A 21,369-nucleotide genomic window follows, 5' to 3' on the forward strand; every position below is an offset into this window, starting at 1 on the left:
TTGTACCTTATAAATTGTATAGACAATAGCCACACATAACTGTATAATTTAAAAAAGGAGATTTTATGGAAAAGACAGCCAAGATTAATATTAGGATTAAACCAGAAGTTAAGGATGAAGCTGAAGATATTCTAAGAAAGTTAGGAATCGCACCTTCAAATGCGATAGATATGTTTTATAGGCAAATTATTTTAAATAAGGGCCTACCTTTTGATCTTAAAATTCCAGAAGAAAAATCCATGGATATTTCAAAAATATCTAAGAAAGAATTAGATGAATTGCTAAAAGAAGGCCTTAAAGACATAGATGATGGCAATATCTACGATGTAGACGAAGTATTTGGTTGATTTAGAAAAATGTTTAAGCTTAAGATAACTGGGAGTGCTAAGGAAGATATTAATAGTATTGAAAGCTATATATCTTTAAATTTATCATCAGATAATATTGCACGTAAAACTATTCTTGATATTAAGAATGCAGTAAAAAGTTTAGAAGTAATGCCTCAAAGACATAGAATATACAAGTCGTCATCCTTAGGAATTGCTATAAGAAGTTTTCCTGTTAGAAACTATTTGATTTTTTATAGTATCGATTTAGATAAAGAAATTGTTTATATTTTAAGAGTCTTATATGCTAAAAGAAATATAGATAAAATATTGTACCAATAGAAGACTAGTTTATCTTGTTTATTAGAATGAGTTAAACTAGTTTTTATTTTCTCACTTAATAATGGTAAAATACATACTTAGAGATAGATAAAAGATTTTTATTTTGAAAGGAAAAATTATTTTGATAAGTTTTGAAGATATTATTTCACACATATCTTACATAGATTATAAAAAAGCAAATGATATAGCCATAGAGGCTATTACAAATGATTCAAGAAAGGCTAATAAGGCGACTGCCTTTGTCGCAATCAAGGGCTCTCTTAGTGATGGCCACACTTACATAGCTTCCGCTATAAAAAAGGGAGCAAGCCTTATTATTCACACAGAAGATGTAACTTGTGAAGAGGGAATTTCTTATATAAGGGTAAACGACCCTAGGAAGGCCCTAGCTCAAATTTCAAATCTCATCTACGATTTTCCATCCAAAAAGATGGAGCTTGTAGCAGTTACTGGATCAAATGGCAAAACTACTACATCAAGGCTTATAGCCTTTCTTATGGGAGAGATTTTTGGCGATAGTGCAAGTATCGGAACAAATAATGCTCATGTAGGAGATGATATAATTCCAACATCAAATACTACTCCAGACATCACTGAAGTAAATAGAATCCTTGCTAAGTGCCTTGAAAAGAACATCCACCACCTAGCCCTTGAGGCTTCAAGCCATGGTCTTGATCAAAAAAGACTCTATGGTCTAGATATAGCTTATGGGATTTTCACTAATCTTTCCGAAGAACATCTAGATTATCACAAGACTATGGATAATTATTTTAAGGCCAAGATGATTTTATTTGAAAATGCAAAAAATACCCTAGCAAATATTGATGATCCTTATGGTAAAAGAGCTAAAGAGCTTTTTCCAAAGACTATAACTTTTGCCATAGATGAAGAAAGTGCAGATTATAGGGCCGAAGATATTGTTAAAAAAGACGGTAAAATCTCTTTTAAGATTAGGGGAGTAGAATTTGTCCTCAACAAAATTGCTAATTACGAAATATACAATACGCTTGCTGCGGTAGCCTGCCTCAATCAAATGGGAGCTTCTATGGAGGATATTGGAGAAGCTTTTAAGAAGTTTAAGGGGATTAAGTCTAGATTTGAATATATAGAAAATGACCTAGGAATAAATATCATCCTAGATTTTGCCCATACGCCTAGAGCCTATGAGGCCCTTTTCGAGTCAGTGCCAAAGGGAAGTAATATAATTGCAGTTTTTGGCATAAATGGGGATAGAAATTCTGAATTTAGAAGGCTAATAGGAAACGCTTGTGGCAAGTATAAGGTCTTTTCTGTCCTTACAACAGATGATCCAAAGTTTGATAATGTCGATCATATCAATGAAGAGATAATAGTAGGCCTTGATGAATACAAGGCAGACTATGTTATTAGAAAAGAAAGAAAAGATGCTATGAGATATGCCATCAAAATGGCAAAGCCAGGCGATTATGTTTTTCTTTTAGGAAAGGGCGAGGAGAATTTTATCAAATTTCATGGCAATGAGAAGACCCCTTATAGTGAAAGAGAAACTTTAAGGGAAGTCTTGGAAGAGCTATGAAAGTCTTTGTAATAGGGGCAGGGGTTGCTGGCCTTGCATTTGCATCTTTTGCAGAGGGACTTGACCTTACTGTAATAGATTCTAACGATCAAGCTGGAAGAAAGCTCCTTGCGAGCGGAAATGGTAGGTGCAATTTTACCAATCTAAATTTTTCTCCTTCCTATTATCAAGGGGGAAATCCCGATTTTCCAAAATATGCCCTTGAGAAATTTACTAATGAAGATTTAATAAAATATTTCTCTGACCTAGGGATTGACAGCACGCATCTTCCTAGTGGTAGGTGCTATCCTGCGACTATGGCTGCCAAAACAGTTAGGGATATTTTGTACATAAGTGCTAAGGAAAATGCTAAATTTGTTTTTAATGAAAAAATTGTTGGCATTGATTTAAAAAAGAAGTTAATTGTAAGTGATAGAAATAAATACAAATATGATATCCTAGTCCTTGCAAGCGGAGGAATCACCCTTCCTAATTCAGGTTCTGATGGTTTGATATTAGATATTTTAAAAGATAGGCAACAAGTTACAAGCCTTACTTATGCTATTACTAATTACAAGACCAAGGAGAAATTATCGAAAAAAACCAAGGGTACTAGGATAAGAGCCAAGGCGAGCCTTCTTGTCCGTGGAAAATTGATTAAAGAATCAACAGATGATGTAATTTTCCAATCCTATGGTCTTAGTGGAACAGCGATTTTGGATTTGTCTAACCAGATAAGTATAAGTTTAAGCAAAAAGGAAGATCCTCTTGTCCTTATAGATTTCTTTCCGACTTATGGAAGTAAAGACTTAGAAAAAAGGATAAGATTTTTGCTTAATACATATCCTAAAAGAAGTATCTATGAGGTTCTTTTTGGGCTTGTAAATGACAGGCTGATCGATGATATCTTAATTAAGGCTAGGATTGATGTAAACAAGAGGGCAGATGACCTTAGCGATAGGGATATGGCAATGCTTATCAAAATCTTGAAAGAAATGCGTTTTCACATCAAGGATATAAATGATAAGACCAATGCCCAGGTAACGATAGGGGGAATTGATACAAGATTTGTAGATGATAAGACTATGGAGTCAAAAAAATATAAAGATTTATACTTTTGTGGCGAGATTCTAGATGTATCCGGCTCGTGTGGGGGGTACAATATACAATGGGCTTTTTCTTCAGCGAAAGTAGCCTGCGAGAAAATAAGGAGTATTAATGTTTAAAATAAATAGAAAATTAAAAGAATTGAAAGACAATGGAGAAAGCATAAAGCTTGCAGTAATAGGCTGTGGCAAGATGGGTTCATCCTTGATAAGCCAATTATCAAAGATGGATGCCATGGAAGTTAAGCTTGTTGTAGAAAGAACTCCACAAAAGGCAATCAAGGCCCTTGTTAATGCTGGAGTTGCTGAAGATAAGATAATATTTACAGATGACTATAACGAAGGCTATGAAGTCTTGGAAAAGGGTTTCGTTTGTGTTTCAACAAACTACAGACTAGCCTATAAGCTTTTGCAAATCAATGCAGTAATAGATTGTACAGGAAACCCTCCATTTGGAGCAGTAATAGCAAGAAAAACTATCCAATACCACAAGCACATGATTACCTTTAACGTAGAATGTGATGCCGTAGTAGGACCTGTCCTTCACGATATGGCAAAAAAGGCGGGAGTTGTTTATACAGGAATCCTAGGCGATGAGCCAGGAGCTATAATCGATCTTGTAGAATACGCCTATGGTATGGGCCTTGAAGTATTAGTTGCAGCAAAGGGTAAGAACAACCCACTAGATAATGATGCAACACCAGAAACCCTCGCAGAAGAAGCAAAGAAAAAAGGCCTATCAGCAAAAATGCTTACAAGCTTTGTAGACGGAACAAACACCATGCTTGAGTTAAACTCAGCAGCCAACGCCCTAGGATTTTTACCAGATACTTTCGGTTGCCACGGTATCGACACAAGTCCAGAAACTGCCGTAGAAGATTTCAAACTAAAGGCAGACGGTGGCAAGCTTTCAAGATATGGAGTAGTAGAATTTTCAAGAGGAATGGCCCCAGGAGTCTTTATAATCGTTACAAGCGATCAAGAAGACGTAAGAGATCTTATGAAGTTCTTAGGCTTTGGTGATGGTCCAAACTATCTAATGTATAGACCTTACCACCTAACAAGTCTTGAAACGCCAATTACAATCTACAAGGCAGTAGTAGAAAATGAAGCTACAATAGTTCCTCTTCATGGTCAAGTAGCAGATACAGTTACAATAGCAAAAAGAGATATAAAGGCTGGAGAAAAGCTTGAAGGAGTTGGCTCAAGAACTGTTTTTGGAAAACTAACAAGCCATGCCAGAAGCCTAACAGAAGACCTCTTGCCAATAGCCTTAATCACAGACAAATCAAGAGCTATTAAGGATATCAAAAAGGGAACAGTAATAGACATGTCCATGGTAGAGCTTGACGAAAAAGCAACTATCACAAGACTAAGAAGAAGACAAAACTCAATGAAATTGTAAAAAAGAGGCCGATCGTTCTAGGACAATCGGTCTTTTTGAATGCTTATTTCTATATAGAATATTAAAACTTAAAGTGTTTGGTATCATTTGTTTTTCACCTTATAAATTATAATTTGGAGTTAAAATATTATAAAAATATAAAAACACCTGATATAATTATAATGTTACTATCCCTATACTGGTAACAGAAAGGGGCGTTCAAAATGAAAAAGCTACTTTCTTTCTCAATAGCTGTCAGGGTAGATGTAACTAGTCACTGCATTTGCAAATGGTTAGACAGATTAATACAAAAGTTAGAAAACAGAAAAGATAGTAACTACCAAATAAAAAAAGACAGGAGTATGTTAGGCTCTCCTGTCTTTTTTGCGTCCAAAATGGAACTACTTTCTTTCTAGTCACGTATATTATACAGCATATTGGTTGAAAGTGCAATAGAATTATTTTTACAATACTTTTGTTAAGCTAATCAACTATTAGCAATTAAACAATTTTAGATACTCTCCATAGCCTTCTTCTTCCATCTTTTCTTTGGGAATAAATCTAAGGCTTGCTCCATTTATGCAATACCTAAGCCCTCCCCTATCAGCTGGGCCGTCAGAAAAGACGTGGCCTAGGTGGCTGTCTGCCGCCCTACTTCTTACTTCGGTACGAATCATGCCATGACTTAAATCCACTTCTTCTTTAATTTCACTATCATCAAGGGCCTTAGTAAAGGAAGGCCAGCCACATCCTGCATCGTACTTATCTCTTGATGAGAAAAGGGCATCTCCACTTACTATATCTACATAGATTCCCTCTTCATAAAAGTTGTCATAGACAGAAGAAAAGGGTCTTTCTGTTGCATTTTCTTGGGTAACCCTGTAGGAGATGTCGCTTAATCTATCTTTTAATTCTTTTTTGTCGTAGGTCATAAAAATTCCTTTCCTAATAAAATTATACCTTTTACTTAGGGGTATTCTTTAAGCTGGTAGTATAATAAAAGTAATTAGGAGGATTTTATGGTAATGACAATCAAGAAGGCTACATGGAATGACGGTCCAGATCTAGCCTTTGCTATAAACAATAGGGCTAACGCCGCTATAGAAAAAAATGGAAGTAGCGTTGTAATTAATGCAGCTTTAGGAACACTCGCAGATGATGAAGGAAAACTTATTAGCCTTCTTTCTGTTTATGATAGACTTGATGAAATGGACAGGTCAAGGATTGCATCTTATGCACCAATCGAAGGGGAGAAGGAATATAGGAGGATAGTAATTGACAATCTTTTTGGAGCCTATAAGCCAGAAGGCTTTATCTCGGCTATAGCAAGTCCTGGAGGAACAGGAGCTATTAGGTCTGCGATTTTTTCTTATCTTGATAGGGGAGATCCATTAATTTGCCACGATTATTATTGGGCTCCTTACAGGAAAATCTGCCAAGAATTTGAGAGAGATTTTAGGACCTACAAGTTTTTTACTGATGATTATGCTTTTAATATTGGGGCTTTAGAAGAAGCTGTTTGTGAGGGGCTAAGGGATGCTGATAGAATTGCTCTTTTGATCAATTCACCTGCCAACAACCCAACTGGCTATTCCCTATCAGATGATGAATGGGATAAAGTTATTGGTCTTCTTAAAGAAAAAGCAGAAGATAAATCCAAAAAGCTTACATTGATAGTAGATGTAGCCTATCTGGAATTTGCTGGAGATGGGGATGAGCAGAGGAGATTTTTTAAGAAATTTTCCCTTCTTCCAGAAAATTTGATGGTAATAGTCTGCTTTTCTATGAGCAAATCTCACACAGCCTACGGCCTAAGATGTGGGGCAGCAGTAGGAATATCTCAAAGCGAGGAAATAATAAAAGAATTTGAAGCATCTCTTTCGCATTCAGCAAGATGCAATTGGTCTAATGGAACCCATGCAGCTCAAAACATCCTCATAGATTTGGAAAAAGAGGAATACAAAAAAGTCTATGAGAAGGAACTTGAAGCTTTAAGAGCTATGCTTAAAAGAAGGGCGGACTTATTCGTCCTAAAAGCTAGGGAGAATAAGCTAACCATGATTCCATATTTTGGAGGATTTTTCACCTTTATTCCAACTGCTAGGGCCTTTGAGATTGCAGAAGAATTAGAAAAAGAAAATATCTTTACCATCCCTCAAGCCAAGGGAATTAGGGTTGCGATTTGTGGAGTAAGCGAGAAAAAAATCCCTCAACTTGTCGATAGACTAGCTTTTTATATAAATCAGAAATAAAACTTGCAAAAATTTTTGGTCTTAGTATATTAATAATGTGAGTTAGCACTTTAGACTTGCGAGTGCTAAATGTAAAAATAAAGGAGAAAATTATGATGCTAAAACCAATAGGTGATAGAGTAGTTATACAAAAAGCACAAGCTGAAAAGACAACAGCCTCTGGAATCGTACTTCCAGAAAGTGCCCAAGAAAAACCACAATATGCAGAAGTAGTTGCAATCTCTTCTGATATAGAAAATGACGAAAAGAAAAAAGATTCTCTAAGCGTTGGAGATAAGGTAATCTATTCTCAATACGCCGGAACAGATGTTAAACTTGATGATAAAGAATATATCGTAGTTAAATATAACGATATACTTGCAGTTGTAAAATAGAAACGAAAGGAAGATTATATGGCTAAAGATATTAAATTTTCATCTGATGCAAGAGCTAGTCTTGAAGCAGGAATTGATAAACTAGCAAATGCAGTAAAAGTTACCCTTGGACCAAAAGGACGTAATGTAGTTTTAGATAAGGCTTATGGAGCACCAACAATCACAAACGATGGTGTAACAATTGCCCAAAGCATAGAACTTGAAGATAGATTTGAAAATATGGGAGCACAACTTGTAAAAGAAGTTGCAACAAAGACCAATGACGTAGCAGGAGACGGAACAACAACAGCAACAGTCCTAGCTCATGCCATCATCAAAGAAGGTCTAAAGAACCTCGCAGCTGGAGCAAATCCTGTAGTATTACAAAAGGGACTTAAAAAAGCAACTTGCGAAGTCGTATCTTATATCAAAGAAAACTCAAGAGAAGTAGAAGACAAACAAGCTATCCAAAACGTAGGAACAATCTCATCAGCAGACCCTGAAATCGGTAAATTCATAGCAGACGCTATGGAGAAAGTTGGCAATGACGGAGTAATCACAGTAGAAGAATCAAAGACAACTGATACCCACCTAGATGTAGTAGAAGGTATGCAATTTGATAGGGGTTACCTATCACCTTACATGGCAACAGACAATGAAAAGATGATAGCAGAACTTGATGATCCATACATCCTACTAACAGATAAGAAGATTTCAAACATCCAAGAAATCCTCCCACTCTTAGAGCAAATCGTTCAATCAACTAAGCCACTTCTAATCATAGCAGATGATGTAGATGGAGAAGCCCTAACAACTCTTATCCTAAACAAACTAAGAGGAACCTTTAACGTAGTAGCCGTAAAAGCACCAGGCTATGGCGACAGAAGAAAGGCTATGCTTGAAGATATAGCAATACTCACTGGAGCAACAGTTGTAAGCGAAGAGCTTGGCATGGAACTAAAAGATACAGCAATCGACATGCTAGGATCTGCTAAGAAAATTAAAGTTGACAAAGACAACACAACAATAGTAGAAGGTAAGGGATCTAAGGAAAGCCTTGAAGAAAGAGTTGCCCATATTAGAAAACAAGTAGAAACAGAAGATAGCGAATACGAAAAAGAAAAACTTCAAGAAAGAGTTGCCAAACTTGCTGGTGGAGTTGCAGTAATCAACGTTGGAGCTGCAACAGAAACTGAAATGCAAGAGAAAAAATACAGAATCGAAGACGCCCTATCAGCAACAAGAGCCGCAGTTGAAGAAGGAATCGTTGCAGGTGGTGGAGTTGTCCTAATAGGAGCAATAGAAAAGATTAAAAAACTATCTGAAAGCCTAAAGGGAGATGAAAAAACAGGTGCAATCATCATAGAAAAAGCCCTAGAAGCTCCACTAAGACAAATTGCAGAAAACGCTGGTATGGATGGATCTGTAATAGTAGAAAGAGTAAAACATTCAGCTAAAGATGAAGGCTATGATGCTTACAATGACGAATATGTAAATATGTTCGAAAAAGGAATCGTAGAACCAACCAAGGTAACAAGATCTGCCCTACAAAACGCAGTAAGTGTTGCAGGAATGATCCTAACAACAGAAGCAGCAGTAGCAGACATCCCAAAAGAAGAAGCACCACAAATGCCAGCAGGCATGCCAGGCATGTATTAAAAACTAGAAACTTAACTCCGTAGGCGGTTAAAGAAGGGGGTAGGAATACTACCTCCTTCTTTGATTTATAAAAAAATGCTTTGTTTCCATAAGTAGATTAAAATAAGGTTCTTAGATTGAAAAATATACTTATAGCTTATATAATCTAAATAAATAAAGCTAAGAGTGTAGGAAAATATGGAAACAAATAATAAAAGTAAGAGATTTTTAACAATAGGGTTAATTCTTATTCTAATACTTTTTGGTATATTTAGCTTATTTAAGAATAAAATCCTAGAATCCAGAGTTTATAAAAGTTTATCTGATAAAGTCGATTTTATAGTAAATACAAGAGATGTAAAAGTTCCTGAGGATGCCCTCGCTTTTTCAGTATATGACCTAAATGAGGGAAAATATTTATTTTATGAGGGTGGCAAACAATTGCCATCTGTCGCAAGCCTATCTAAACTTTTCGCAATAGATTATGCGATGACTAAGGTAAAGCTAGATGATAAGGTCGAGATAAGTGATGAGCTCTTGAGCCTTGTTCCTGAGGGATCATCCCTAGCAAATCTAAGAAGTGGAGAATACACAGCTAAACAAATAATCCAAGCCATGCTCGTTCCTTCTGGCAATGATGCAGCTTATGCACTGGCCTATAATATTGGCAAAAAAGAGCTTGGAGATGGCTATAGTACGAAAGAATATGTAGAGTATTTTGTGAAAAAGCTCGAAGACTACCTTAAAAAAGAAGGCTATACCAATACAGACCTCTTCGACCCTAGTGGATTCTCTACTCAGGCTTACACAGATTTGGATGATATCAATAGGGTAGCCTTAAAGCTTCTTGATTATGACTTTGTCAGAGAATGTGTGGGAGAAAGCTCCTTTACCATCCATACTAACCAGGGAGATTTTACTTGGAAAAACACTAATGAGTTTTTGGACAAGGGTTCCCTATATTACAATAAGTATATCAAGGGGTTAAAGACTGGAACTATGGCAGAATCTTATAATCTTTTAGCCCTATATGAAAAAGATGGCAAAGGATATTTGATAACCTGCCTAGCAGCCAAGTCAGATAAAGATAGGTACCAAGCTGTTCAGGCAGCGATTAATACAATCATAGAGAAAAATTAATAAAGCATGAAGTCGGCAATAAAAGTCCGACTTCTTTGTTATAAGAACATATTTTTTAATAGTTTTAGCTTATCTATTGTCCTAAAAGCAAATACCCCATTTGATTCGATATTTTGATTATTAGAACTAAGAAATTCCTCTTGAAGTTATAAATTATTTCCTTTGTAATATGTCATATATATCATAAAATGTATTCAAGGTGTAAAATCGGATGATTTTGAGCTAATATTTTATGAGACTGAAAATGGAAGAATACCAGTAGAAGAATTTTTAAATACTTCATCAAGGAAACCTAGAGCTAAAATTGTCGGCATAATTTCTTTGCTTAAAGATTATGGAAATGAACGTAGATTGTCCTCTATCTTAAATCTTTTATTTGCCTAACATGTACTTTTTATCCTCGTATTGACTCTTTACTTGTTCAATTATTTTAACAAAATCTACTTGTTTTAGGTTGTCTATATCTTTTGTCTTATCTCCATAGGATAAACAATTAGTGTAAGTATTGTTCCTATTTTAAAGCTATTGATTAAGGGGTGTATTTAATGAGGAAAAATAAATTTATCATGATAGATCTTATTATGCTTTTATTGATATTTGGCATGATTGAGTTTTTCAAAGAATATATATTTGACACTTTAAAGAATAATGGAAATTCAATTTACTTGGTTTTTGCTTTTTCTATTTTACTTCTGATTGTTTATATTTTGAGGTTTTTTGCTAGGCCTCCTTATGAACTTGTGAAAAAACTATATGGAAGTTCTTGGAAGATTTCGGGATATTATTCAAGAATAGCTCTTAGAAGTGAAAAGAATTATGCGAATTCCTATGATTTTTGGGTGAAGATTAACTTAATTCTAATAGGGATTTTTATTTTCATTAACTTATTAATAGCTTTTTCAAACGATTTCATCTTCACAACCCCTATGTTTTTTGTTGAATTAATAGCAGGTTTTGTTTTGTCTATAGGAGGATGGATAGCTACTTGGATAAGAGAGTACAAATATTATAGATAATATAGTTTTGATTTATCATTTATAAAATGCTCTATTAAATTCATTCTAAGAATAAGGAAATGGCCATATCTGTATAGATATGTAAATTGGCGTTAAATATATTTTAGAGGAGAGAAAAGTATAGAAAATGAGAAAATATATAAAAAACAACAAAAAAAATATTATAATATACATATTTATGTGTTTCATTTCTGCTAGTTTAACTGCTGGTACTGCGTTTTTATATCAAAGAATCACTAGTTCTGCTATAAATAATGACTTCAAGGCTTTGATTTTATTTTCAATATTTGCAATTCCCTACCTTATACTTGAAGCCAGTTTTGATTATATACCAAAAAAATATAGGTCTATAATCACCAATAGGATATCCTTAGATTTAAAAAATGACCTAATAAAAAATATAAATGAAACAGAATTGTCAAAAATGGACTATAATTTTACTAATACAATAAAAAACAAAATGGTAAATGATTTGAGCATAGTAGAGGAATCATATATAAGAAATTTACTATCTATAATATTATATTCTTTTATGTTTGTTATCTCCTTGATTTCTGCTATATATATACAAGGATATCTAACTATAATTATGCTCGTTCTGTCAGCTATTCCATTACTCACACCTATAATAAGTAAAAAGATTCTTGCTAATAAAAAAGAAATACAAAAAAATGCTAAAGACAAGTATCTCAATAGTTATAATGAGTATGCAGATAATATTCTTTTTGTAAATATTTCAAATTTAAAACTATTTTTCCATGATAGATTGAAACTATTAGGAGGGAAACTTAAACATGAAAGTATATTTTTTGAATCATCACTATTAAAAACCTATTCCATTTCCTACGGACTTGGGAATGTTTTATATTCTGGAACTTGGGTAATTGGTGGTATATTTGTGTATAAGAATCTATTAACCTTGCCATCTTTAATAGCAATGACAACATTAATGTTTACAATAGCTGGCCCTATTCAAACAATATCAAATATTTATAGTGAGTTTTTGTCATCAAGAAAAATTTTCTTTGATTATTTAGATTTTAAAAATTTTCTTTGATTATTTAGATTTTATTGATAGATGTAAAACAACTGATAAAAAACCCAATAGCAATATAAGTAAGATAGAAAAAATTGATATAAAGAATTTGAATTTATCTTTTTCTAATAAAATTATCTTAAAAAACATTTCTTTTAACTTTATGAATGGAAATAAATACGTACTTTTAGGAGAAAGTGGGTCTGGAAAAAGTACATTTCTTAATTCCTTGTTTGGAATATATGAGTATGCTAATGATTATATTGCTATCAACGAAAAGAAGTTATCAGAAATAGATAAATCATCTTATTACGATAATATGTTTTATATACCACAAGAAACTATAATTTTTAATACAAGTATACTAAATAACATAACTTTATTTTCAGAAAATGTAGATTTAGTAAGAGCACAAGAGTGTATAGAAAAAGTGGGTCTTTCTGACTGGTTTAATTCAAAAGATAATGAATTTGATTGTGTTTTAAGTAAAGATAGTATATCAGGTGGTGAGAAAAAAAGATTGGATTTAGCAAGAGCTTTATATTTAGATAAGTCGGTTATTATTATGGATGAGCCAACATCTGCATTAGATTTTGAAAACGAGATTCTGATTTCTAAAATAATAAAGGGAATCCAAGATAAATTAATTATCTGTGTTAGTCACTCGACAAATGATGAATTTCTTAATGTATTTGATAAGAAAATAAAAATTATAAATAAAGAGTTAGTTATTGAGAATTATTAAAAATGAATACTTCTAAAATAATTATTAAAAATCAGGCTACCTATAAAAGCTAAAAGGCAGGGAAGTTAATCTCTGCCTTTTAGCGTAACCTTATTTAATTTTTTAAAATCTATTTACCAAAAATCTCTGTACCTAGCTTTGTTTCCTCAAGGGCTTTGCCGTTAAATACTATGTTTTTTACATCATTTTGATACATGATGTCTCCCCAGAGGATGCCTCCTACATATGAATCTTCTTTTTTGAATAGTTTGTAGATTTTGTCTTCTTTTTCTATTCTTTCTTCTTCGATTCCTTCTCCTGAGTTCATGCCTGCTGAGAAAAGTTTGATATCTCCAAGCATGAGGGTTGAGAATGGTTTTGGTTGTTTGTAAGATTCGCTATCGCCTGTCATGTTGTGGCCTGCAATTTTTCCCATCTCTTGGCTTGATGTCCAAAGGCCTATAGTAAATTGTCCGATTTGTGCACAGTCGCCTGCTGCAAAGATTCCTTCGTGGGCTGTTTCTAGGTGATCATTTACAACAACTCCTCTATCAGTTTCAAGTCCTGAGTCTTGGGCTATTTTTATATTTGATCTTACCCCTGCTTGAACCATGATTGCATCGGCACTTAAATCTGTTCCATCAGCAAGCTTCACTCCGCAAACTGCTCCATCTTTGGTGAGGATTTCTGCCGTATTTTTGCCTGTTATAGTTTTTATTCCCAATTCGTTTAAGTTTTTTTCTAATTTTTCTGAAAGCTCACGGTCGAGTTGCCTTGCAAGGAGGTAGTCAAAACTTTCTATTACAGTTATTTCGAGACCTAATTTTTTTGCAGAAAAGGCTGCTTCAAGGCCTAGGATTCCTCCGCCTATAACTACGATTTCTTTTTTGTTAGCTACATATTCTTTGAAGCTTCTAAGGTCGTCTACAGTTCTTATGGCAAAGACACCCTTTGAGTCAATGTTTGTAATTGGTGGGACGAAGGCTCTTGCCCCTGTTGCTATTAGGGCTTTTTTAAATTCTATTTCTTCTCCACCAGCAAGATATGCTATTCTTTTTTCTGGATCTATTCTCTCTACTTTAGTTGAAAGTCTTTCCTCGATTTTTCTTTCGTTATACCATGGTTCTTTTTTAACAAAGATTTCATCATCTGTGAAGTCTTTGCTTATTAAATCTGATAGTCTTGTTCTCCAATAAGTTGATGGTTTTTCTTCTGATACTATTAATATTTTTCCTTGAGGATCTTTTTTTCTTATTTCTTCAGTTGCTGAAAGGCCAGCAATTCCATTTCCTATAATTAGATAATCGTACATAATATTCCTTTCAATCTTTATTTCTATGTCCATTATACATTTTGTTAATTTATCTTACAAACTATGACTAACTAAGCCAAGACTATAGTATAGTAAAAGAAAGTTAGGAGTTTATTTATGATTAGGATTGCAAAAAAAAGTGATATAAGAAGGATAGAAGAATTAATTGCTTTAGCGAAAGCTTCTCTTAAAAAAGATGGGGTCGACCAGTGGCAAAAGTCAAACCCTGATAGGAGGCTTGTAGAAGGGCAGATCGAAAAGGAAGCCGGCTATGTTTATGAAAGGGATGGCGAAGTTTATGCCTATGCCTTTCTAAGTGAAAATGTAGAGCCAACTTATAAGAGATTTGAAAATGATTTTGAGGGGTCAAACTATCTAGTTATCCATACTTATATGGTCGATTCTGCATCAAAGATAAAAGGTCTCGGTACGAAATTTATGCAAGAGCTTGTAAGCTTTGCAAAAGACTACGGCAAAGATTCGCTTAGGATAGACACCCACGAAGATAATTTCAGGATGAGGGGCCTTCTTGATAAGTTTTCTTTTAGGGAGCTTGGGATAATCCAAGTAGATGAGGACGGCATTGCTAAAGATAGGCTTTGCTATGAAAAAATCTTATGAGAAATTTAGGCCAAGAAGAAATTATTAAAAATGCCAAGCTACCAGCTGTCGTAATAGCAGGGCCTGGCACAGGTAAAACCCATACTATTGTAAATTTTGTGGCAGAAGCCATAAAAAACGAACGCTTTAAAGCTAACAAGATCCTTATTACGACCTTTACCAAAAAGGCAGCCCATGAGCTTAATACTAGAATAATTACAAGGCTAAAGGAAGAAGGCCTTAGGGTGGACTTAAAGGACATGATGATAGGTAACTTTCACTCCCTTGCCATGGATTTCATTACAAAATATAGGAGGCTCGACCAAAACTTTTTCAATCTCAAAATCATAGACTCCTTTATGGAAGAGTTTATAGTAAGAGAAAATTTAAGTCTTTTTAAGGGTCTTGATAATTTTGATAGCTTCATAAAAAAAGACGAAGTAGCTACTATCCTTGATATCTTTCAAACAATAATCAACCAAGTCCTAGACCTAGATGAGCTTAAAAATTCCGAAAATCCTAAGGATAGGCTAAGCTATGAAATTTATCTTACCTATGAAAATCTTCTAAATAAGCTAGGTCTAATTAATTTTCAGCTCATTCTAAAAAGATTTCTTGACCTCCTAAAAGATCCCCTTATCGGTGAAAAGATAAGAAAATCAATAGATCTTGTAATTATAGACGAATACCAAGATACCAACCTAATCCAAGAAGAAATCGCCTTTGCTTTGACTGATTCAAATAATATCATAGTCTTCGGTGATGATGATCAGGCCCTTTACTCCTTTAGGGGAGCGGATGCTAAAAACCTCACCCATTTTGATGAGAAATTCTACCAAAGAAGGAAAGTTAAGGTCGAGAAATATTTTCTCGATATTAATTACAGGTCCAATCAAGTGATTATTGATAAGGCGAGAAAGTTCATGGAAGAAGCCAAGGGGGCAAGCCGAAAAGAGCTAAGGTCAGTCGATGAGAAAGAAAATCCTAACACCATAGTTAGGGCGAGAGCAGATGAGATGGATAATCTCGTAAAAATCGTAAAGCTTCTTTCAAAAAAGATAAAGCTCAATCAAATTGCCTTCCTATTTCCAAGCTTTGCCAATCCCTATCCACAAGCCCTAGAGGAGAAATTTTCTAAGGAAAATATCAGAGTAATAAATAGAAAGAGCGATAAATTTTTCCATAGAGAAGAGATTAGGTTTTTTGTCCATGTCCTTATGAAAATTGCAAATTTTGACCGCATAAATGTGGACTTTGATGAAAGATTTATGTCCTATGAAGAAAGGCAAAAAAACACCTACAGGAAGTATCTTAAAAAAATCCTCGAAGATGATAGCTTTATTTCTTCAAAAGAAATTAATGATTTTCTTTTGACCCTAGAAGATGGTCAAGACCTATCAGCTATTATCTATAAGCTAATGGGCCTTACTTTCTTTAAGGAAATCCTCGGAGGGGCAGTAGATGAGCTTGATAGGCAAAGGATATTCAAAAATACTGGAAAATTTATAAATCTATGTGTCGACTTCGATGAAATTTATCCCAAGACTAAGGCTTCAGGGGCTAAGTTTGTAAGAAACTTTCTTTATGTTTATTTTAAGAAAAACGCCATCAGTGAATTTGATGAGGATGACTCTTACGAAGATGCCATAAATTTTATGACCATCCACCAATCCAAGGGTCTAGAGTTTGATGTGGTTTTTGTTTCAAGTCTTAACGATTATCCAAGAAAGGACTATCCCAAATATATAGATACCTACCTAGCAAGTGATAGCCTTGAAAAAAAGAATCTAGACTTCTACAGAAAATACTACACAGCCTTTACCAGGGCCAAAAATCTCCTGGTTGTTTTGGATAATTCGAGGGACTTTAGGATTAAAAACTTCGCATTAAGCCTTGATGACTCATCAATCCTAGCTTCTATCGACTTTAAGATGGCAAAAAAAGCAAGGGAGAAGAAAATTCTTGCCTATACAACAGATATTGCTGTCTACCTAACTTGCCCACTCAAGTATAAATTTGTAAGGAAATTATCCTACAGGCAAAAAAAGACTCCAAGCCTTATTTTTGGTTCTAAGGTTCACGAGCTAGCCCAATATATGTATTCAGACAATTTTGACAAAAAGGCTATGACAGACTTCCTCAAAGAAAATGAAAGCTTCATTATTCCTATAAGGAATCTCTTAAATACGGCTTTTGAAGTCAGGTCTAGCGAAGTTAATTATAAGGCGGATAGGAATTTTTATATCCTACAAGGTAACATAGATGTAATTTTAAAAGATCAATCACTTATGGACCTAAAGACAGGATCATTTAACGAAAATAGCCTAGACAAATACAAAAAGCAAGTAATAACTTACAATAAGCTAATGAAGCTTAATGGAGAAGAAGTTAAGGATATGTACTTGTATTTTATAGAAAAGGATGAGCTAATTAAAGTTTGTGAAGAAAACTTTGCTTTAGATCAAATTGATAATGTAGCTAAAAATATTATTGAGGAAAATTTTGATAAAAGGACAGATGATAAAGATGCTTGTAAATTTTGTCAGATGAAATTTTATTGCAATAGAGCTTGAAAATACGCTACTGTGCTATACAATATAGGCAGGTGATAAAATGATTGAATCTCAAATGCTAAAGGGAGTAATAGAAGGAATTATCCTTCATATAATAAAAAATAACGAAACATATGGCTACGAAATAGTAGAGGAGCTTAAAAATTCAGGCTTCTATGCTATGACTGAGGGAACAGTCTATCCCATCCTTCAAAGATTATCCAAGAAGGGCCTAATCTTTGGTGCCTACAAGAAGTCAAAGATTGGACCAAGGAGGAAGTATTATTATATTAGTCCCAAGGGTAGGCAATATCTTGAAGGTTTTTATACTTCTTTTGATGAGCTTAGTCTTGCCACAAATAATGTTTTGAAGAAAGGTAGAAAATGAGATTAGATAAAATGATCGGAAATTCCGGCCTAGATACTAGAAAAAATATCAAGCGTAATGCTAAAAAGGGAGCCATAAGAGTAAATGGACAAGTAGTAAAGGATACATCAATCCAGGTAGATCCAGACCTTGATGAAGTTTACTACATGGATCAATTCGTAGATTACTTTGAAAATATATATATCATGATGAATAAGCCAGCTGGTTTTCTTTCTGCGACAGAAGATAAGGATCCTACTGTAATCGACATCTTGGATGATTTTTATAAGGGCTTAGATCTTTCTATAGCAGGAAGACTTGATAAGGATACGACAGGTCTTATCCTTCTTTCGACTGACGGAAAGTTCATCCACAAGGTTACAAGTCCCAATTCTAACATAGAAAAGACTTACCAAGTAGAAACTCGTGATGAAATTAAAAATGACCTCATAAAGATTTTCGAAGAAGGTGTCTATATCAAAGAAGACGACTATACAGCAAGACCTGCCAAGCTTGAGATTTTGGAAGAGAAAAAGGCCCTAGTAAGGGTAACAGAAGGTAAGTTTCACTTAGTCAAGAGACTATTCGCTAATTGCGACAATGAAGTTTTAAAATTAAAAAGACTTGCAATAGGAAAACTAAAACTTGATAGCCACCTTGCTGAAGGAGAATATAGGGAACTAAGTGATGATGAAATATCCCTATTTGTAGAGTAGAATTAGGATTAGTTAAGATTAATGGAGAAAATTATGTACGAGAAATATGTAAAGAATATACTAGATAGGATCTTGGCCCTCCTAGGCCTTATAATCCTTTCACCTATATTTTTGCTTACAGCCTTGGCCATAAAAATAGAAGAGCCTAAAGGCAAAGTCTTTTTCATCCAAGAAAGATCAGGCATGGGAGCTAGGCCTTTTTCTTGTATTAAATTCAGGTCGATGTCAACGGATGCACCCAAAAACGCTGCGACATGGGAGCTTGCTAATGCTGATAGCTATATTACAAAGGTTGGCTCCTTCATAAGAAAGACATCAATAGATGAGCTTCCCCAGTTGATAAATATTATTAAGGGTGATATGAGTATAGTAGGTCCAAGGCCTGTCATCCTAAAAGAAACAGAGTTAATAAATTTAAGAAAAGAATATGGAGCCATAAATGTAAGACCTGGTATTACTGGCCTTAGCCAAATTTCTGGAAGAGATAATCTACCTCCCAAAAAAAAGGCTGAGACCGACGGAGAATATGCAGCAAATGTTACTTTCTTAAATGATTTTAAAATTATATTAAAAACTATCCCTCAGGTCCTAGCTGGCGAGGGAATTAGCGAAGGAAAAAAGGAAGATTTTTAGAAAAAACTAAACATTTTCCTTTTTTCGAAAAAAATTTTAGTTCACAAAGCTTGTAAAAAACCAAATCTCACAAATATACATAAAATATTTTATGAAAATGATTGCAAGATTTTTTTGTTTGTGGTAAACTACTAGTAAGAGAATATATAAGAGATGGCGAGCTGTGAAAATTTTACACGCTCGTTTTCTGCGTTCATGGAGGTTGTATGACTAGCGAAGAGATATTTGATACAATTTATGACAATCCTATTATCATGGCTATCAAAAACAACAAAGATTTAAGAGACTCTTTGGATAGTGAAAACAAAATAGTGTTCGTGCTTTTTGGTACTGTAGAAAGCATCCCTCACATAGTTACTAAACTAAAAAAACATGGAAAGATAGTCATGGTTCACGAGGATTTGATTGAAGGATTATCAAGCTCCCAACTGTCATCGGCTTTCATCAAAAATTACACTGATGCTGACGGGATTATTACTACGAGGCCACAAAATGCTTCATATGCTAGGCAAATAGGCCTATTTTCAATACTTAGATTTTTCGTCTTGGACTCACTTTCTTATGAGAGTGTTAAGGAGACGGTAAAAAAAGCAAATTGTGACCTCATAGAGATACTTCCTGGAATTATGCCAAAGATATTGGATGATATATCAAAGAGAACTCACATTCCTGTTGTGGCTGGCGGCCTTATTAATGAAAAAAGTGATGTGATTAATGCTCTTAACGCTAACGCCATAGCTATATCATCATCTAATAGCGATGTATGGAAAATGTAAAAGGAGATATTATGGGAAAATATATCATGGCACTTGATGCAGGTACAACTAGTAATAGGGCAATCATTTTTAACAAAAAAGGTGAGATATTGTCAGTAGCTCAAAAAGAGTTTACACAATTCTTCCCACATCCAGGTTGGGTAGAGCATGATGCAACAGAAATCTGGTCAACTCAACTAGGTGTATGCACTGAGGCTATAGCAAAACTAGGTATTACTGCAGATGAAATAGAAGCAATCGGTATAACAAACCAAAGAGAGACAACTATTGTTTGGGAAAAAGCTACTGGTAAACCTGTTTATAATGCAATCGTTTGGCAATGCCGTCGTACAGCAGATATGGCTGACAAACTCGTAGCTGATGGCTACAAAAAAACTATCCAAGATAAGACAGGTCTTGTAGTTGACCCATATTTCTCAGGAACAAAGATTCGTTGGATCCTAGATCATATCGAAAATGGTCAACAAAGAGCAGAAAATGGTGAGCTATTATTTGGTACAGTTGATACTTGGTTAGTATATAACCTAACCCGTGGTAAGGTTCATGTTACAGATTATTCAAACGCATCAAGAACAATGATTTTTAATATTCATACCCTAGAATGGGATGATGAACTTTGCTCTATCTTGAATATTCCAAAATGTATGCTCCCAGATGTTAAACCATCTTCTTATGTTTATGGTAATACCTTCTCAGGTTATTTCGATGGTGAAATTCCTATAGCAGGTATGGCTGGTGACCAACAAGCAGCCCTATTTGGTCAAACCTGTTTTAGTGAAGGCGATGCTAAAAACACCTACGGAACAGGTGCCTTCCTACTAATGAATACAGGAGAAACTGCTGTTAAGTCTGATAATGGTCTAGTAACAACCATAGCTTGGGGACTTGGCGATGGTAAGGTTAACTATGCACTTGAAGGTTCAATCTTCGTTGCAGGTTCTGCTATCCAATGGCTAAGAGATCAACTAAGAATAGTAGATGCTGCCGATGATACAGAATATATGGCAACCAAAGTTAAAGATACTAATGGATGCTATGTAGTTCCAGCCTTTACAGGACTTGGTGCTCCTTACTGGGATGCTTATGCAAGAGGCTCTATAGTAGGTATTACAAGAGGAACAAGCAAATATCATATAGTAAGAGCAACCCTTGAATCTCTAGCTTATCTAACAAATGACGTTCTTCAATCAATGAGTAAAGATAGCGGAAGAGACCTTCATGAACTAAAAGTAGACGGTGGCGCTTCTGCAAACAACTTCTTGATGCAATTCCAAGCTGATATGATTCAAACTAAGGTAGAAAGACCAAAGACTCTTGAAACAACAGCTCTTGGTGCAGCTTATCTTGCTGGTCTTGCAGTAGGTTACTACAAAGACTTAGATGAAATAAAAGAAAATCGTCTAGTTGATAGAGAATTTACCCCAGAAATCTCAAAAGAAGAAAGAGATAAGAAAGATAGAAACTGGCAAAGAGCAGTTGATAGATCATTCTCTTGGGCAAAAACTTACGAGGAATAACTTAACAAATTTTAAAAAATAAGGTAAGATATAAACTAAATAGAA

Annotated in this window: 21 protein-coding genes; 19 read left to right on the plus strand and 2 right to left on the minus strand. The window is 34.5% G+C overall.

Going from position 1 to position 21,369, the window contains the following annotated elements:
* Positions 1-65: 65 nt before the first annotated feature.
* From HMPREF0077_RS04420 to HMPREF0077_RS04440, 5 genes are all read left to right on the plus strand, one after another.
* The gene (locus HMPREF0077_RS04420) at positions 66-347 is read left to right on the plus strand and encodes a type II toxin-antitoxin system RelB/DinJ family antitoxin (protein WP_004836765.1); all 282 of its coding nucleotides are present in this window, start codon (positions 66-68) and stop codon (positions 345-347) included.
* 9 nt (positions 348-356) lie between these two features.
* Positions 357-668 carry a type II toxin-antitoxin system RelE/ParE family toxin gene (locus HMPREF0077_RS04425; protein WP_004836766.1) on the plus strand — a complete coding sequence of 104 codons (312 nt, stop codon included), beginning with the start codon at positions 357-359 and terminating at the stop codon, positions 666-668.
* Between the two features lie 121 nt (positions 669-789).
* Positions 790-2,223 carry a UDP-N-acetylmuramoyl-L-alanyl-D-glutamate--2,6-diaminopimelate ligase gene (locus HMPREF0077_RS04430; RefSeq protein WP_211204678.1) on the plus strand — a complete coding sequence of 478 codons (1,434 nt, stop codon included), beginning with the start codon at positions 790-792 and terminating at the stop codon, positions 2,221-2,223.
* A complete protein-coding gene (locus HMPREF0077_RS04435; RefSeq protein ID WP_004836768.1) occupies positions 2,220-3,428 on the plus strand; it encodes an aminoacetone oxidase family FAD-binding enzyme in 1,209 nt (402 codons plus the stop codon). Before HMPREF0077_RS04430 ends, HMPREF0077_RS04435 begins: the two co-directional genes overlap by 4 nt.
* Positions 3,421-4,713 carry an NAD(P)H-dependent oxidoreductase gene (locus HMPREF0077_RS04440; protein WP_004836769.1) on the plus strand — a complete coding sequence of 431 codons (1,293 nt, stop codon included), beginning with the start codon at positions 3,421-3,423 and terminating at the stop codon, positions 4,711-4,713. Before HMPREF0077_RS04435 ends, HMPREF0077_RS04440 begins: the two co-directional genes overlap by 8 nt.
* A 473-nt stretch (positions 4,714-5,186) precedes the next feature.
* On the opposite strand, the gene msrB is transcribed toward HMPREF0077_RS04440, so the two are convergent.
* The gene (gene msrB, locus HMPREF0077_RS04450; protein WP_004836770.1) at positions 5,187-5,624 is read right to left on the minus strand and encodes a peptide-methionine (R)-S-oxide reductase MsrB; all 438 of its coding nucleotides are present in this window, start codon (positions 5,622-5,624) and stop codon (positions 5,187-5,189) included.
* A gap of 87 nt (positions 5,625-5,711) precedes the next feature.
* Here msrB and HMPREF0077_RS04455 point away from each other — a divergent pair, with 87 nt between their 5' ends.
* The 7 genes from HMPREF0077_RS04455 to HMPREF0077_RS10945 all read left to right on the plus strand — a co-directional run bounded on the left by HMPREF0077_RS04455 (position 5,712) and on the right by HMPREF0077_RS10945 (position 12,872).
* Positions 5,712-6,944 (plus strand): pyridoxal phosphate-dependent aminotransferase, encoded by a 1,233-nt coding sequence (locus HMPREF0077_RS04455; protein WP_004836771.1) that lies wholly within the window; start codon positions 5,712-5,714, stop codon positions 6,942-6,944.
* A gap of 92 nt (positions 6,945-7,036) precedes the next feature.
* Entirely contained in the window at positions 7,037-7,318 is a 282-nt protein-coding gene (locus HMPREF0077_RS04460; protein ID WP_040349415.1) for a co-chaperone GroES, read from the plus strand.
* Positions 7,319-7,336: 18 nt separating this feature from the next.
* Positions 7,337-8,956, plus strand: a complete 1,620-nt coding sequence (gene groL, locus HMPREF0077_RS04465; RefSeq protein ID WP_004836773.1) for a chaperonin GroEL — start codon at positions 7,337-7,339, stop codon at positions 8,954-8,956.
* 177 nt (positions 8,957-9,133) lie between these two features.
* A complete protein-coding gene (locus HMPREF0077_RS04470; protein WP_004836774.1) occupies positions 9,134-10,075 on the plus strand; it encodes a D-alanyl-D-alanine carboxypeptidase family protein in 942 nt (313 codons plus the stop codon).
* 545 nt (positions 10,076-10,620) lie between these two features.
* Positions 10,621-11,091, plus strand: a complete 471-nt coding sequence (locus tag HMPREF0077_RS04475; protein ID WP_004836775.1) for a hypothetical protein — start codon at positions 10,621-10,623, stop codon at positions 11,089-11,091.
* A 127-nt stretch (positions 11,092-11,218) separates the two neighbouring features.
* Positions 11,219-12,148, plus strand: a complete 930-nt coding sequence (locus HMPREF0077_RS10940) for an ABC transporter transmembrane domain-containing protein (RefSeq protein WP_004836776.1) — start codon at positions 11,219-11,221, stop codon at positions 12,146-12,148.
* A gap of 88 nt (positions 12,149-12,236) precedes the next feature.
* Positions 12,237-12,872 (plus strand): ATP-binding cassette domain-containing protein, encoded by a 636-nt coding sequence (locus tag HMPREF0077_RS10945; RefSeq protein WP_248596433.1) that lies wholly within the window; start codon positions 12,237-12,239, stop codon positions 12,870-12,872.
* A 109-nt stretch (positions 12,873-12,981) separates the two neighbouring features.
* Here the strand turns inward: HMPREF0077_RS10945 and HMPREF0077_RS04485 are convergent, their stop codons facing one another.
* A complete protein-coding gene (locus HMPREF0077_RS04485) occupies positions 12,982-14,163 on the minus strand; it encodes an NAD(P)/FAD-dependent oxidoreductase (protein ID WP_040349416.1) in 1,182 nt (393 codons plus the stop codon).
* Between the two features lie 117 nt (positions 14,164-14,280).
* On the opposite strand from HMPREF0077_RS04485, the gene HMPREF0077_RS04490 reads away from it, so the two are divergent.
* From HMPREF0077_RS04490 to glpK, 7 genes are all read left to right on the plus strand, one after another.
* A complete protein-coding gene (locus tag HMPREF0077_RS04490) occupies positions 14,281-14,784 on the plus strand; it encodes a GNAT family N-acetyltransferase (RefSeq protein WP_004836779.1) in 504 nt (167 codons plus the stop codon).
* Complete coding sequence (locus tag HMPREF0077_RS04495) at positions 14,781-17,336, plus strand: ATP-dependent DNA helicase (RefSeq protein ID WP_004836780.1); 2,556 nt, start codon at positions 14,781-14,783, stop codon at positions 17,334-17,336. The genes HMPREF0077_RS04490 and HMPREF0077_RS04495 overlap by 4 nt, the downstream gene beginning before the upstream one ends.
* A 40-nt stretch (positions 17,337-17,376) precedes the next feature.
* Positions 17,377-17,703 carry a PadR family transcriptional regulator gene (locus HMPREF0077_RS04500; RefSeq protein ID WP_004836781.1) on the plus strand — a complete coding sequence of 109 codons (327 nt, stop codon included), beginning with the start codon at positions 17,377-17,379 and terminating at the stop codon, positions 17,701-17,703.
* On the plus strand, positions 17,700-18,398 hold the full coding sequence (locus tag HMPREF0077_RS04505) for a pseudouridine synthase (RefSeq protein WP_004836782.1): 699 nt from the start codon (positions 17,700-17,702) through the stop codon (positions 18,396-18,398). Before HMPREF0077_RS04500 ends, HMPREF0077_RS04505 begins: the two co-directional genes overlap by 4 nt.
* 33 nt (positions 18,399-18,431) lie before the next feature.
* The gene (locus HMPREF0077_RS04510; RefSeq protein ID WP_040349418.1) at positions 18,432-19,031 is read left to right on the plus strand and encodes a sugar transferase; all 600 of its coding nucleotides are present in this window, start codon (positions 18,432-18,434) and stop codon (positions 19,029-19,031) included.
* Positions 19,032-19,237: 206 nt separating this feature from the next.
* A complete protein-coding gene (locus HMPREF0077_RS04515; RefSeq protein ID WP_004836784.1) occupies positions 19,238-19,807 on the plus strand; it encodes a glycerol-3-phosphate responsive antiterminator in 570 nt (189 codons plus the stop codon).
* Between the two features lie 11 nt (positions 19,808-19,818).
* Positions 19,819-21,324: a glycerol kinase GlpK gene (glpK, locus tag HMPREF0077_RS04520; protein WP_040349419.1), complete on the plus strand. Its 1,506-nt coding sequence runs from the start codon at positions 19,819-19,821 to the stop codon at positions 21,322-21,324.
* Positions 21,325-21,369: the final 45 nt, after the last annotated feature.

The sequence above is a fragment of the Anaerococcus tetradius ATCC 35098 genome (genome assembly GCF_000159095.1).
GTDB classification, from domain to species: Bacteria; Bacillota; Clostridia; order Tissierellales; family Peptoniphilaceae; genus Anaerococcus; species Anaerococcus tetradius.

What these genes read in the sequence shown, in the direction of transcription:
- HMPREF0077_RS04420 (WP_004836765.1), top strand. Translation starts at nt 66, where the DNA reads ATGGAAAAGACAGCCAAGATTAATATTAGGATTAAACCAGAAGTTAAG.
- HMPREF0077_RS04425 (WP_004836766.1), top strand. Translation starts at nt 357, where the DNA reads ATGTTTAAGCTTAAGATAACTGGGAGTGCTAAGGAAGATATTAATAGT.
- HMPREF0077_RS04435 (WP_004836768.1), top strand. Translation starts at nt 2,220, where the DNA reads ATGAAAGTCTTTGTAATAGGGGCAGGGGTTGCTGGCCTTGCATTTGCA.
- HMPREF0077_RS04440 (WP_004836769.1), top strand. Translation starts at nt 3,421, where the DNA reads ATGTTTAAAATAAATAGAAAATTAAAAGAATTGAAAGACAATGGAGAA.
- msrB (WP_004836770.1), bottom strand. Translation starts at nt 5,624, where the DNA reads ATGACCTACGACAAAAAAGAATTAAAAGATAGATTAAGCGACATCTCC.
- HMPREF0077_RS04455 (WP_004836771.1), top strand. Translation starts at nt 5,712, where the DNA reads ATGGTAATGACAATCAAGAAGGCTACATGGAATGACGGTCCAGATCTA.
- HMPREF0077_RS04460 (WP_040349415.1), top strand. Translation starts at nt 7,037, where the DNA reads ATGATGCTAAAACCAATAGGTGATAGAGTAGTTATACAAAAAGCACAA.
- groL (WP_004836773.1), top strand. Translation starts at nt 7,337, where the DNA reads ATGGCTAAAGATATTAAATTTTCATCTGATGCAAGAGCTAGTCTTGAA.
- HMPREF0077_RS04470 (WP_004836774.1), top strand. Translation starts at nt 9,134, where the DNA reads ATGGAAACAAATAATAAAAGTAAGAGATTTTTAACAATAGGGTTAATT.
- HMPREF0077_RS04475 (WP_004836775.1), top strand. Translation starts at nt 10,621, where the DNA reads ATGAGGAAAAATAAATTTATCATGATAGATCTTATTATGCTTTTATTG.
- HMPREF0077_RS10940 (WP_004836776.1), top strand. Translation starts at nt 11,219, where the DNA reads ATGAGAAAATATATAAAAAACAACAAAAAAAATATTATAATATACATA.
- HMPREF0077_RS04485 (WP_040349416.1), bottom strand. Translation starts at nt 14,163, where the DNA reads ATGTACGATTATCTAATTATAGGAAATGGAATTGCTGGCCTTTCAGCA.
- HMPREF0077_RS04490 (WP_004836779.1), top strand. Translation starts at nt 14,281, where the DNA reads ATGATTAGGATTGCAAAAAAAAGTGATATAAGAAGGATAGAAGAATTA.
- HMPREF0077_RS04495 (WP_004836780.1), top strand. Translation starts at nt 14,781, where the DNA reads ATGAGAAATTTAGGCCAAGAAGAAATTATTAAAAATGCCAAGCTACCA.
- HMPREF0077_RS04500 (WP_004836781.1), top strand. Translation starts at nt 17,377, where the DNA reads ATGATTGAATCTCAAATGCTAAAGGGAGTAATAGAAGGAATTATCCTT.
- HMPREF0077_RS04505 (WP_004836782.1), top strand. Translation starts at nt 17,700, where the DNA reads ATGAGATTAGATAAAATGATCGGAAATTCCGGCCTAGATACTAGAAAA.
- HMPREF0077_RS04510 (WP_040349418.1), top strand. Translation starts at nt 18,432, where the DNA reads ATGTACGAGAAATATGTAAAGAATATACTAGATAGGATCTTGGCCCTC.
- HMPREF0077_RS04515 (WP_004836784.1), top strand. Translation starts at nt 19,238, where the DNA reads ATGACTAGCGAAGAGATATTTGATACAATTTATGACAATCCTATTATC.
- glpK (WP_040349419.1), top strand. Translation starts at nt 19,819, where the DNA reads ATGGGAAAATATATCATGGCACTTGATGCAGGTACAACTAGTAATAGG.